This is a genomic window from Pseudomonas cavernicola (genome assembly GCF_003596405.1).
GTDB classification, from domain to species: domain Bacteria; phylum Pseudomonadota; class Gammaproteobacteria; order Pseudomonadales; family Pseudomonadaceae; genus Aquipseudomonas; species Aquipseudomonas cavernicola.
Genome location: NZ_QYUR01000002.1, coordinates 1,655,733 through 1,668,878, shown reverse-complemented (window position 1 = coordinate 1,668,878; position 13,146 = coordinate 1,655,733). Strand labels below are relative to the sequence as shown.

The following is a 13,146-nucleotide window of genomic DNA, read 5'->3' as shown; positions in this document are numbered from 1 at the left end:
AGCTTTAGCTGCCCGTAGGGCGAGGTGCATGGATGCGCCTCATGAAACCCAGCTCATACAGATACCTCGACAGCTAAACGAATCAACCGCTCAGGCCGCTAGCGGCTGTTTCGTTCACGACGAATAAGCCACCTTACGTACGCTCATGCTACCCAGACCGAACTGCAATACGCCGGCCAGCACCAGGGCCGGCAAGGTCGCCCCGACGCCCGGATAGAAATGCGCCAGTAGGTGATAGACCGCCACACCGCCGGCCCAGGCCGAGAGAGCCGCCCAGCGCAACCCGGCAGGTGCCGTGATGCTGGCGCGGCGGCGCAGGATGAAGTGATCGACCAGCACCACACCAAACAGCGGCGCGAACACCGAACCGATCAGCAGCAGGAAGTTCTGGTATTGCGCCAGCGGCGCGAACCAGGCGATCAAGGTGCAGATCGCGCCGATGATCAGCGCCAGGCGCTCCACCGACAGCGGCAGCAGGATACCGGTGGAGACCGCCGCCGAATGGATATCGGCGAAGGCTTTTTCTGACTCATCGAGCAGAATCAGCAGCAGCGGAATCCCCATCCCCGCCCCGGCCAGGGCCAACAGCAGAGTATTCACATCGCCGCTCTCTGCGAACGCCAAGGTGTATGCCACGCCCAAACTCATCAACCAGAAGTTGCCGAGGAAGAAACCCAGCACGGTGCCGCCAAACACACCGCCGGCACGTTTGCCAAATCGCGAGTAATCGGCGATCAACGGCAGCCAGGACAGCGGCATGGCGATCGCGATATCGAAGCCCAGGGCGAACGGCAGCGAACCATCGCCAGTCCGCGCCCACAGCGCCGGCAGATCGGCCCTGGCCAGCAAATTCCAGGTCAGCCAAACGCAGGCGGCGAGCAGCAGCCAGATACCCCAGCGGCGCAGCACCCGGCGGACGAAGGCCAGTGGCCCGCTGACCGCCAGCAAGGTCGCCAGTGCACCGAAGGCCAGCGTCCATAGCGTGGGGTTGGCCCACTGGCTGTCGGCACCAAAGTTACGCGAGCCAAGCAAACTGGCGGCATCGCGCATGACGATGATTTCGAAGGCGCCCCAGCCAATCAGCTGCAGCAGGTTCAGCAGCGCTGGCAAGGCGGCACCGCGGCGGCCCAAGCTGAGCTTGAGCGCCGCCATCGAGGCCAGGCCGGTATCGCTACCGATTACCCCGACCGCGGCCAGCAGCAGCACGCCGACGGCACTGCCGAGCAGAATCGCCAACAGCGCGCCGGCCATGCCCAACCCCGGCGCCAGCAGTGCGCCGGTCTGCAGCACCATCAGGCCGATGCCGAGGGAGAACCACAGGGAAAACAGATCACGCAGACCAAAGACCCGCTGCGTGAGCGGAACCGCAATGGAGGGTGCGTAAGTGCTGAGAGGAGCGCTATTCACAATGGCGAACTGCCTAGAAGTTATAAATAGAAAAGCCCCTCACCTGAGTGAGGGGCTGACCCGGATAACTTGATCGTTCCCACGCTCCGGCGTGGGAACGCAGCCCGTGACGCTCCGCGTCAGAAGAGCGGACGCTGGAGCGTCCAGAGAGACATTCCCACGCAGAGCATGGGAACGATCTTATGGATCAGACCTTTTTGTAGAGCTGGCTGCCTTCCTGACGGAACCGCTCGGCCTGTTCGCGCAAACCGTCCTCGACGGCCACATCCACCGCTTCGATGCGCTGGTTGGCGGCGTATTCGCGCACTTCCTGGGTGATCTTCATCGAGCAGAACTTCGGTCCGCACATGGAGCAGAAGTGCGCGACCTTGGCCGAGTCCTTCGGCAAGGTTTCATCGTGATAAGCGCGCGCGGTATCCGGGTCGAGGCCGAGGTTGAACTGGTCTTCCCAGCGAAACTCGAAGCGGGCCTTGGACAGCGCGTTGTCACGGATCTGCGCGCCTGGGTGGCCCTTGGCGAGGTCGGCGGCGTGGGCGGCGATCTTGTAGGTAATGATCCCGGTCTTCACGTCATCCTTGTTCGGCAGGCCGAGGTGCTCCTTCGGCGTCACGTAGCAGAGCATGGCGCAGCCGAACCAGCCGATCATCGCCGCGCCAATGCCGGAGGTGATGTGGTCGTAACCGGGCGCGATGTCCGTGGTCAGCGGGCCCAGGGTGTAGAACGGCGCCTCGTCGCAGCATTCCAGCTGCTTGTCCATGTTCTCCTTGATCAACTGCATCGGCACGTGGCCGGGACCTTCGATCATGGTTTGCACGTCGTGCTTCCAGGCGATCTTGGTCAACTCGCCGAGGGTTTCCAGTTCGCCGAACTGCGCTGCGTCGTTGGCGTCGGCAATCGAGCCCGGACGCAGGCCATCGCCCAGCGAGAAGCTGACGTCGTAGGCCTTCATGATTTCGCAGATGTCTTCGAAATGGGTATAGAGGAAGTTCTCTTTATGGTGCGCCAGGCACCACTTGGCCATGATCGAGCCGCCACGGGAGACGATGCCAGTGACGCGCTTGGCGGTCAGCGGCACATAGCGCAACAGCACCCCGGCGTGAATGGTGAAGTAGTCCACGCCCTGCTCGGCCTGTTCGATCAGGGTGTCGCGGAACAGCTCCCAGGTCAGGTCCTCGGCGGCACCGCCGACCTTTTCCAGCGCCTGATAGATCGGCACGGTGCCGATCGGCACCGGCGAGTTGCGGATGATCCACTCGCGGGTTTCGTGGATGTGCTTGCCGGTCGACAGGTCCATCACCGTGTCCGAGCCCCAGCGAATGCCCCAGGTCAACTTGGCCACTTCTTCCTCGATCGAGGAGCCCAGGGCGCTGTTGCCGATGTTGCCGTTGATCTTCACCAGGAAGTTGCGGCCGATGATCATCGGCTCCAGCTCCACGTGGTTGATGTTGGCCGGGATGATGGCGCGACCGCGGGCGATTTCTTCGCGAACGAATTCGGCGGTGATCTCTTTCGGAATGCTGGCGCCGAAGCTATGGCCGGCATGCTGCTGATCGAGCAGACCGGCGGCGCGGTGCTCCTGCAGCTTCATGTTTTCGCGGATCGCGACAAACTCCATCTCCGGCGTGATGATGCCCTGGCGGGCATAGTGCATCTGGCTGACGTTGGCGCCGGCGCGGGCCTTGCGCGGGTTGCGCACATGGGCGAAGCGCATGGCGGTCAACTCGGGATTGCTCAGGCGCTCTTGGCCGAAGTGCGAACTCAGACCGGCAAGCCGCTCGGTATCGCCGCGCGCCTCGATCCACGGCGAACGGATATCCGCCAGGCCTTTGCGCACATCGATCTGCACAGCCGGGTCGGTGTAAGGGCCGGAGGTGTCATAGACCAGGACCGGGGCATTGATCTCGCCGCCGAAGTCGGTCGGCGTGACGTCCAGGCTGATCTCGCGCATCGGCACCAGAATGTCCGGGCGCGAGCCTTCGACGTAGATCTTCTGCGAGCGAGTGAAGGGTTGTACCGATTGCTGGTCGACCTGAGCGCTTTCGCTCAAATTCTTTTGTTGTTGTATCGTCATCATGGCTCTCCAAACATCATCCAGGGCGTGGATTGTCGGAGCGAGCCTGATCGGGCGGGGCGTTGGCACACCAGGACTGGTGCTAGAGGACTCGCCGAGGAGGCGAGAAATCTTGTTCCCTACGCAGGCGTTAACCTGATCAGGTTCAACGGAATCCGGAATTATCCGATCTCAGCCTTCAACTCAAGGCACCCCGACAAGAACGTGGCCAGTCTAATCAAGCCGCGCCGAGAAAACCAACCCACAAGTCAAAAAACCCTGACCAGCCCGTCGGAAAATGACGCACTCGATAGCGGCACAGCCGATTGTTCCCGCGAAGCAACATAGCTTGTTGCAAACTACACTCACGCCGCTATCTGCGCGCTTGACCCCCTTGGCGGCGCCCCTTAGCCTTGCCTATCACCGCCAAATTAGGCCAAATGATTAGGATGATTAGCATGCTGCGCAGACTCTCACTGGCACTCGCCGTGGCCTCCGCTTCCAGCGGACTGGCCTGGGCAGAGGAAGCCCCCCTGTCAGCCAAGACCGACCTGGTCAGCGTCTACCAGGAGGCCGTGAACAATAACGCCGATCTGGCCGCCGCCCGGGCCGATTACCAGGCGCGTAAAGAAGTGGTGCCGCAAGCCCGTGCCGGCCTGCTGCCGAACCTGTCCGCCGGCGCCGACATGAGCAACACCCGCACCAAGCTGGATCAGCCGTCCAATACGGCCAACCGCAGCGGCACGGTGTATCAAGCCACCCTCAGCCAGCCGATTTTCCGTGCTGATCGCTGGTTCCAGCTGCAAGCCGCCGAGGCCACCAACGAGCAGGCGGCCATAGAGCTGTCGGCCACCGAGCAGAATCTGATTCTGCAAAGCGCCGAAACCTACTTCGCCGTGCTCCGCGCCCAGGACACCCTGGCCTCGACCAAGGCCGAGGAAGCCGCCTTCAAGCGCCAACTGGATCAAGCCAACGAGCGCTTCGATGTCGGCCTGTCGGACAAGACCGACGTCCTCGAAGCCCAGGCCAGTTACGACACCGCACGGGCCAACCGCATCCTCGCGCAACGCGCGGTGGATGATGCGTTCCAGGCCTTGATCACTCTGACCAACCGCGACTACAACGCCGTCGAAGGAATCAAGCACACCCTGCCGGTGCTGGCGCCGACGCCGAATGATGCCAAGGCCTGGGTCGATACCGCCGCGCAGCAGAACCTCAACCTGCAGGCCAGCAACTACGCGGTCAATGCCGCCGAAGAGACCTTGCGTCAGCGCAAGTCCGGGCATGCGCCGACTCTGGACGCGGTCGCGCAATACCAGCGCGGCGACAATGACAGCCTCGGCTTCAGCAACACCGGCACTTCGCTGCCCGGCCAAGAGCCCTTCGGTGGCGACGTGGAGCAACGCAGCATCGGCCTGCAGCTGAACATCCCGATCTACAGCGGCGGGCTGACCAGTTCCCAGGTGCGTGAGTCCTACCAGCGCCTGAACCAGACCGAGCAACTGCGTGAAAGCCTGCGCCGGCAAGTCGTCGAGAGCACCCGTAACCTGTATCGCGCAGTCAATACCGACGTGGAAACCGTCCAGGCCCGCAAGCAGTCGATCATCTCCAACCAGAGCGCCCTGGAAGCCACGGAAATCGGTTATCAGGTCGGTACGCGGAACATCGTCGACGTGCTCGACGCCCAGCGTCAGCTGTACAGCTCGGTGCGCGACTACAACGACGCGCGTTACGACTACATCCTCGACAACCTGCGCCTGAAGCAGGCCGCCGGCACCCTCAGCCCGGCGGATCTGGAGGCCCTGGCGCGCTTCCTCAAACCCGATTACAACCCGGACAAGGACTTCCTGCCGCCGGACTTGGCCAAAGCCGCCGAAACCAGCCTGCGCTCTAGCCCGGAATACTGAGGTAGAACGTGACGCCAAGCCCGCTCAGTTGCGGTAATCCGGCGCCACCCGGTCGAGCAACCGCAGCAAGGCAGCCCAGGCCAGTTGCGGCCCGTCCGGATCGCTCAACTCACCCTCTACCAGCGCTCGCCCTGGGTCGTTGAACTGGCGTTCGGTGTGTTCACAGACGGACGCCGCCGGCAGCACCAGCTCACCGCCCGCTTGCGCTGCCAGCTGAATTTCGCAGGCCTTCTCCAGGTAATACATACGCAAAAACGCCTGCGCGACCGTCTCGCCCACGGTCAGTAGGCCGTGGTTGCGCAGCATCAACACCGGCTTGTCGCCCAGGTCGCGTACCAGCCGCTGCTGTTCGTCGAGGTCGAGGGCGATGCCTTCATAGTCGTGATAGGCGACCCGCCCGTAGAACTCCAGGGATATCTGGTTGACCGGCAACAGCCCGCAGGCCTGAGCCGCTACGGCGCAGCCGGCCTTGGTATGCGTGTGCAGCACGCACTGCGCATCGTCGCGAGCGCCATGGATAGCGCTGTGAATCACGAAACCCGCCGGATTGACCGGATAGGGCGAGGGCTCGACCGCTCGCCCATCGAGGCCGATCTTGACCAGATTCGAGGCGCTGATTTCCTCGAACATCAAACCATACGGGTTGATCAGAAAATGATGTTCAGGCCCCGGCAGACGCACCGAGATGTGCGTAAAGATCAGGTCGGTCATGCGAAAGTGCGCGATCAACCGATAACAAGCCGCCAACTCCTGGCGCAACCGCTGTTCCGTCGCCGAGCGCTCTATCAGCGCAGCATGCCCAGTCGCCGTAGCGGCTCCTGCGATGTCTTTCATCCTCGTAACCCTCGTAGTTGCCGGCGCGATTGCGCAAGCCGGCCGGACGCCCTGCGGCGCCCGACCTCATGCAGCTTACTTGGCCGCCCAGGAATTGAAGCGTTCCTCGAGCTCTTCACCGTGATCGACCCAGAACTCCACGTTCATCGGCAGCGCGCCGGCGAGGTTCTGCGGTGAGGTCGGCACCCACTTGGCCAGCTTGGGGTCGAGGCGCTCAGCAGCCTGCTTGTTGGTCGGCCCATAGGGGATGTGTTCGACATAGTTGACCTGGGCGTCCGGCTGATTGGTGAAGGCGATGAATTTTTTGGCCCGCTCGGCATGCTGGGAACCCTTGATGATCGCCCAGTAATCCATGCCATACAGGCTGCCCGGCCAGACCAGCGCCAGGTGGTGCCCTTCCTGGGCGGCGGCAGCGACACGGCCGCTATAGGTCGAAGTCATCACCACGTCGCCGGAAGCCAGCCACTGCGGCGGTTGCGCGCCCGCTTCCCACCACTGGATATAGGGTTTCAACTCGGTGAGTTTGGCAAAAGCCCGATCGACTCCTTCACGCGTACCCAGCACGGTATAGACGTCCTCGACTTTCACCCCATCGGCCAACAAGGCGAACTCCAGGTTGTAGACGGCACGCTTGCGCAGCCCACGCTTGCCCGGGACCTTCTGCACATCCCAGAAGTCGGCCCAGGAGGCCGGCGCCTGAGCCAGCTTGTCGGTGTCGTAGGCAATCGCCACGCTCCACACCAGCGCCGCCGAACCACAGTCTTGCGCCGCATCCGGAATCAACTGATCGGCACGCCCGAGCTGATTCCAGTCGAGCCGCTCGAACATCCCCTCTTCACAACCGCGCGCCAGATCCGGCCCTTCGATCTGCACCACATCCCAATCGACGTTGCCGGTGTCGGCCATCACTTTGATTCGGGCCATCTCACCGTTGTATTCGCTTTGCATCAGCGGGCTGCCGTCTGCGGTGCCGAAGGGCTGGAAGAAGGCTGCGTCCTGGGCTTTCTGCCCCGCGCCGCCATAACCGACCACGACCATATTTTCCGCTGCCTGGGCGCTGCCAAGACCAGCGGTCATGGCCAGGAGCAATGGATAAAAAGCGTTTTTATTTTTGTGCGTTTTCATCAGTAGTTCCTCTTCTGAGTCCTTAGCGGAGCGAGAGAAGGCAGTCTCATCACGACTGGCGACGACGGCTCTGCAAAGGGTTAGACGGGAGTGCCGGGCTGATCGGCGGGGCGCATCGGGAAAGCTGGGCATGACCGGCATCGAGCCAAAACCCGCAACCCTGACGAAGCGACTGAAGCCATAACCATCGGCCCATGGCACATCTCCTCTTGTTGTTTTTGTGGAGCGCACCCAGCGAGCGGGCGCAAATCGAAACTACTGAGTCGCAATTAAAAAAACAAGTTGATTTTTTACTGCTGGTAAATTTTCATAGATTTATTGAAAACTCCCCGTAGGCCTTTTCGGCCACGGGCATCCAGGAGCAGCAGCATGTCCAACCTCATTCACTTCAAACGCGATGAGCTCTCCTTCCAGCCCTATTCCGGACAACCGCCGGAGCGTGCGTCGATCTGTCGACTGATCGGCCCCGACGCCAGCAGCAGCATGGGCGCTGGTCTGGCCTGCTTCGACGGCTGCTCGATCGAGTGGACGGTGCTCTATGACGAATTGATCGTGGTGCTGGAAGGCCACTTTCGCCTGCGCGTCGGCGAACGCGTGATCGAAGCCACTCCCGGCGACGTGATCTGGGTGCCCGAACGCACGCCGCTGGCCTACGAGGGCGACCAGGCGCGGGTGTTCTACGCGCTCTACTCGGTCGACTGGCAGGCCAGAAACGCCTGAAGCAGCCGCGCTGTCGTTAGAACACGCCAAAAACAACAAGACCGAGAACCGCCACCATGACGACCCCAGCCCAGGCCTTCCCGCACCTTTTCGAACCGCTCGTGATCCGGGGCAAGCGCCTGAAAAACCGCATTATGTCGAGTGGCCACGATACCTCCATGCCCACCGACAACCTGGTCAACGAGCAGTTGATCGCCTACCACCGCGCCCGCGCCGAGGGCGGTGCCGGCCTGATCGTCCTGCAGGTGGCGGGCGTACATGACAGCGCGCGCTATACCTCGCACGTGCTGATGGCCACCGACGATGCCTGCATCGAGGGTTACCGCCGGCTGGCCGACACCTGCCATCAGCACGGCACGGTGGTGCTTTCGCAAATTTTCCACCCCGGCCGGGAAATCATGGAATCCAGCGACGGCCTGCTGGCGGTGGCCTACTCGTCCTCGGCAGCACCCAACGAACGCTTCCGCGTGATGCCCCGCGCGCTCGATCAGGCGATGATCGACGAAATCATCGCCGGCTACGGCGCTGCGGCCCGGCGCCTGTATCAAGCCGGCCTGGATGGCGTGGAAGTGGTCGCCAGCCACGGCTACCTACCCGCGCAGTTCATCAACCCGCGGATCAATCAGCGCACCGATGGCTACAACGGCGACCTGCCCCAGCGTCTGCGTTTTCTGCGCGAAGTGATCGCCGCCGTGCGGGCCAACACGGACGAACAGTTCATCATCGGCCTGCGCATTTCCGCCGACGAACGGGACCCCGAAGGGCTGACCGAAGGCGAGTCCTTGGCGGCGGTACAAGCACTACAAGGGCAGCTGGATTACGTCCACATAGTCGCTGGCACCTCGGCATCCCTGGGTGGTGCGATCCATATCGTCCCGCCAATGGCGATTGAAGCGGCCTATTTGGCCAAGGATGCGGCAACCTTCAAGGCCAGTCTGGATATTCCGCTGTTCGTCACCGGCCGGATCAACCAACCCCAGGAAGCCGAACAAATCGTTGCCCGCGGCCAGGCCGATGTCTGCGGCATGACCCGCGCGCTGATCTGCGACCCGCAAATGCCGAACAAGGCCGATACCGGTCGCAGCGACGACGTCCGCGCCTGCATCGCCTGCAACCAGGCCTGCATCGGGCACTTCCACAAGGGCTTACCGATCTCCTGCATCCAACACCCGGAAACCGGCCGCGAGTTGCGCTACGGCAGCCTGCAGCCCACGCAGCAGCGCAAGCGCATCATGATCGCCGGCGGTGGCCCGGCCGGCATGAAGGCCGCAGCTGTGGCCGCGCAGCGTGGCCATGAGGTGACACTCTACGAGGCCAACGCGCAACTCGGCGGCCAGGTGCTGCTGGCGCAACTGCTGCCACGCCGCAGCGAGTTCGGCGGCGCAAGCACCAACCTGCAGCGGGAGATGGAGCTGGCCGGCGTACGCGTGGTACGCAACACCCGGGTCGACCGGGCCTTGGTCGAACGCGAGCAACCCGACCTGGTGATCGTCGCCACAGGCGCCGAACCCTATTGGCCGGCGTTCGAGCGCGGCGGTGAGCTGCAGGTGGTGGATGCCTGGCAGGTGCTGCGCGATGAGGTCAAACTCGGGCGCTCGGTACTCGTCGTCGACTGGCGCTGCGACTGGATCGGCCCTGGCATTGCCGAGCGCCTGGTGCGCGCCGGCCATCAGGTGCAACTGGCGGTCAACGGCACTCACTGCGGGGAAAGCCTGCCGCTCTATGTGCGCGACCACCTGGTCGGCGAGCTGCACCGTTTGGGCATTCCGATCACCCCCTACGCCCGCCTGTATGGCTGCGATGACAGCACCGTATACATGCAGCACACCGCCAGCGGCGAACCGATCATGTTCGAGGGCATCGACACCCTGGTGCTCTGCCAGGGCCATCAGCCGGTGGATACCCTCGGCGCAGAACTACAAGGGCTGGTGGAGTTCCGTCGGATCGGCGATTGCCTGGCGCCGCGCACGGCCGAGGAAGCTATCTTCGAAGGCATGAAGGTTGCCTGGGAGATCTAGTGTGCTGTGGCTGGAAGAACGCTCACGGCCTAGGCAAGCTGCTCTACAATGCCGACACTTTGTCAGCGGCAGCCCTGCGGTTGCCGCTCACCGTGATTCGCCATCGGCAGACCTGGGCGTTCCAACGTACCGGGCCTGGCCAAGGATCGGAGCAAGCCATGAGCCTCAGCAACAACCCGCCGCCCGCCAGTTCCGAGCCGCCGATGGGGAGCCCGAGCGGTACGGCGGAAACGCATTTCCTCGGTTCGCGGATTCGCGGCCTGCGCAAGCGCCGCGGCATGACCTTGGCCACCCTGGCGGAGCTGAGCAGCCTCACCGCGGGCTACATCAGCCAACTCGAACGCAACCTCGCGTACCCGTCGATTCCGGCACTGTTCAACATCGCCCGTAGCCTTGGCGTGACCATCCAGTGGTTCTTCGCCAGCGAAACCACGACGGCCCCCGAGGACAGTGGCTACGTGGTGCGCAAGAACAGCCGGCTCAGCGTGCACTACGAAGACGGCATCATCGACGAGCTGCTGACTCCGCAACCCAATCGCCAGCTGGAGATCCTACATTCACGCTTTCCGCCCGGCACTTACAGCCAGCAGAGCTACAGCCATGAAGGCGAGGAAGCCGGCTACCTGCTCTCCGGCACGTTTGAGCTGTGGGTCGGCGAGCGGCACTTCCAGCTCAAGGAAGGCGACAGCTTCAGCTTTTCCAGCCAGGAACCACACCGCTACGGTAATCCTGGCGAGGTAGACGCGCTGGTGCTCTGGGTGATTACCCCGCCGACCTTCTGAATCGGCGGCGAACTACCCTCGCGGTCGCGGCGCAGCACTGGCGAGCAGGCGCGCCAAGCCATCGAGCAGACGCGCCAGCGCCCCCTGGTTACGTTTCAGCACCGCCAGCCCAGCAGCGCGCATCCGTTCGGCCGCCTGCGGGTCGTGCCACAGCGCGGCGACCTGTTGCGCCAGCTGCGCGGTGTCAGCCACCTCCAGCAGCGCGCCGGCCTCACGCAGTTGCGCGGCGATCTCGAGGAAGTTGAACAGATGCGGCCCAGCCAGCACCGGCTTACCCAAGGCCGCCGGCTCCAGCAGATTATGCCCGCCATTGGGCACCAGGCTGCCGCCGACCATGGCCACATCGGCCAAGGCATAGAGAAACAGCAACTCGCCCATGCTGTCGCCAAGCAGCACGGCGGTCTCGGCTGTCGGCGCCACCGCGCTGGAACGGCGCACGGTGGTCATGCCGGCTTTTTTACACAGCTCGAACACGCTGTCGAAGCGCTCGGGATGGCGCGGCACCAGGATCAACAGCGCGTCGGGGTCACTCTGGAGCAGCTGTCGATGCGCGGCGAGGACCAACTCATCTTCGCCGGCATGGGTGCTGGCGGCGATCCACACCGGCCGTGCAGTGGTCTGCCAGTCCGCCCGTAAAGCCGCCGCGCGCCGCAACAGTTCGGGGTCGATGCTCAGGTCGAACTTGATCGAGCCGGTCACTGTCACGCATTCCGGCCGCGCGCCCAGCGCCCGAAAGCGCTCGGCCTCGGCTTCGGTTTGCACCGCCAGCCAGCTCATCTGCGCCAGCATCGGCGCCGTCAGCCCGGCAAAGCGCGCATAACCGCGAGCCGAACGCTCGGACAGGCGCGCGTTGGCCAATACCACGGGAATCTTGCGCAGCGCGCATTGGTGAATGTGATTGGGCCACAACTCGGTTTCCATGATCACCGCCAGCTTCGGCTGAACCCGCTCAAGGAAACGCCCGGCCGCCCACGGTAAGTCATAGGGCAGATAACAATGCTGCACGCGGCCGCCGAACTCATTGCCGGCGAACAGTGCGCGAATACGCTCGGAGCCGGTTGGCGTCATGCAGGTCACGGTGATCGGCAAGTCCGGGTAACGCAGCAGCAGCTCGCGGATCATCGGCGCGGCGGCAATGCTCTCGCCCACCGACACCGCATGCACCCAGATCCCGCCCGTTTTGAATGGCGGCAGGTTGCAGGCAAAGCGCTCGCCGATGCGCTTGGCGTAGGCCGGCGCGCTGCGCGCACGCAATGCCAGACGCGCACCGATCAGTGGCAGGCCGAGGTGAAACAGGGCGGTATAGAGACTTCGATTCATGGGGGCGGAGTTTACTTGGTTAGCCAAGGAGATGAAGACTCCATGTACGAGCAGGCCGAGCGTATTCGGCTCAACCAATCGCCTGCAGATGCTCGGCAAAACACTCGGCCAGCCAGCGCGCCGCCGGGCCTAGCGCTTCATCCCGGCGACAGACCAGCTCCACCACGAGGGGCGGCGGCGTCCAGTCGCTGCGCAACTCGACCAGTTGATTCTGGTAAGTCGGGTACTGCACCACATGGCGCGGTAGCCAGGCCCAACCGAGGTTGCGCATCAGCAGTTCAGCCATGGCGTAGAAGCTGTCGGTACGCCAGACGGCGGGGCTGATCTGCTCGCCACCGGGATAGTGGCTATCTTGCGGCGCCATCAGCAACTGCCGATGGCGAGCCAGCTCGCGGCGATCGACGTAGCTTGAGCCCGCCAGCGGATGGCCGGCGCCACACACGGTGACCATCTCGATAGTGCCGAGCCGCTGCCGCTCCAGCGCTTCCGGCATGCGTTCATGGTGGAACAGCAGGCCGAGGTCGGCGCGCCGCTCCAGCAGCTTGCGCGCCACATCGCCCTGGGCGCCGCTGGCCAGTTGCACCTCCAGCAGCGGAAATTGCCGGGCCAGCGCCTCCAGGCTGTCGAGCACCGGCTGGTAAGGCATGGCTTCGTCCTGCGCCAGTCGCAAGCGCGCCTCCTCGCCACGCACCAACCCCAATGCGCGACCTTCGAGCCTCTCGCACTGCCGCAGAATTTCCCGCGCATCCTCGAGCAACGCCACACCGGCCTCGGTCAAGCGCGGTTGGCGACCACTGCTGCGCTCGAATAACAGCATTCCCAAATCTGCTTCCAGTAGCGCAATCGCACTACTGACCGCCGATTGCGCGCGATTCAGTTGGCGCGCGGCGGCGGAGAACGACTGCCGCTCGGCGACGCTGACAAACAAACGGAGTTGATCCAGATTCCACTGCATGGCCATGCAACCCATCTTCAAAGCAGAT

General features: G+C 63.5%; 10 protein-coding genes and 1 riboswitch. Of the genes, 4 read left to right on the top strand and 6 right to left on the bottom strand.

The features are described 5' to 3' along the window. Positions 1-114 precede the first annotated feature (114 nt). Entirely contained in the window at positions 115-1,407 is a 1,293-nt protein-coding gene (gene cytX, locus D3879_RS08090) for a putative hydroxymethylpyrimidine transporter CytX (protein WP_119953540.1), read from the bottom strand. A 187-nt stretch (positions 1,408-1,594) separates the two neighbouring features. Next, a complete protein-coding gene (gene thiC, locus D3879_RS08085) occupies positions 1,595-3,478 on the bottom strand; it encodes a phosphomethylpyrimidine synthase ThiC (RefSeq protein ID WP_119953539.1) in 1,884 nt (627 codons plus the stop codon). Positions 3,479-3,577: 99 nt separating this feature from the next. Further along, positions 3,578-3,684: riboswitch (TPP riboswitch) on the bottom strand. Between the two features lie 231 nt (positions 3,685-3,915). Here thiC and D3879_RS08080 point away from each other — a divergent pair. Next, on the top strand, positions 3,916-5,364 hold the full coding sequence (locus D3879_RS08080) for a TolC family outer membrane protein (RefSeq protein ID WP_119953538.1): 1,449 nt from the start codon (positions 3,916-3,918) through the stop codon (positions 5,362-5,364). Between the two features lie 24 nt (positions 5,365-5,388). Here D3879_RS08080 and D3879_RS08075 read toward each other — a convergent pair whose 3' ends face one another. Both D3879_RS08075 and D3879_RS08070 read right to left on the bottom strand, forming a co-directional pair. After that, complete coding sequence (locus tag D3879_RS08075; protein ID WP_119953537.1) at positions 5,389-6,198, bottom strand: class II aldolase/adducin family protein; 810 nt, start codon at positions 6,196-6,198, stop codon at positions 5,389-5,391. Positions 6,199-6,273: 75 nt separating this feature from the next. After that, positions 6,274-7,323 carry an ABC transporter substrate-binding protein gene (locus D3879_RS08070; protein WP_119953536.1) on the bottom strand — a complete coding sequence of 350 codons (1,050 nt, stop codon included), beginning with the start codon at positions 7,321-7,323 and terminating at the stop codon, positions 6,274-6,276. A 369-nt stretch (positions 7,324-7,692) separates the two neighbouring features. On the opposite strand from D3879_RS08070, the gene D3879_RS08065 reads away from it, so the two are divergent. The 3 genes from D3879_RS08065 (at position 7,693) to D3879_RS08055 (ending at position 10,843) form a co-directional block, all read left to right on the top strand. Next, on the top strand, positions 7,693-8,043 hold the full coding sequence (locus D3879_RS08065) for a cupin domain-containing protein (protein WP_119953534.1): 351 nt from the start codon (positions 7,693-7,695) through the stop codon (positions 8,041-8,043). Positions 8,044-8,099: 56 nt separating this feature from the next. Continuing rightward, on the top strand, positions 8,100-10,061 hold the full coding sequence (locus D3879_RS08060; RefSeq protein ID WP_119953531.1) for an oxidoreductase: 1,962 nt from the start codon (positions 8,100-8,102) through the stop codon (positions 10,059-10,061). Positions 10,062-10,264: 203 nt separating this feature from the next. Then, a complete protein-coding gene (locus D3879_RS08055; RefSeq protein WP_119954927.1) occupies positions 10,265-10,843 on the top strand; it encodes a cupin domain-containing protein in 579 nt (192 codons plus the stop codon). Positions 10,844-10,855: 12 nt separating this feature from the next. On the opposite strand, the gene waaA is transcribed toward D3879_RS08055, so the two are convergent. Beyond that, positions 10,856-12,163 (bottom strand): lipid IV(A) 3-deoxy-D-manno-octulosonic acid transferase, encoded by a 1,308-nt coding sequence (gene waaA / locus D3879_RS08050; protein WP_119953530.1) that lies wholly within the window; start codon positions 12,161-12,163, stop codon positions 10,856-10,858. Positions 12,164-12,233: 70 nt separating this feature from the next. Further along, positions 12,234-13,118: a LysR family transcriptional regulator gene (locus D3879_RS08045; protein WP_119954926.1), complete on the bottom strand. Its 885-nt coding sequence runs from the start codon at positions 13,116-13,118 to the stop codon at positions 12,234-12,236. Positions 13,119-13,146 lie beyond the last annotated feature (28 nt).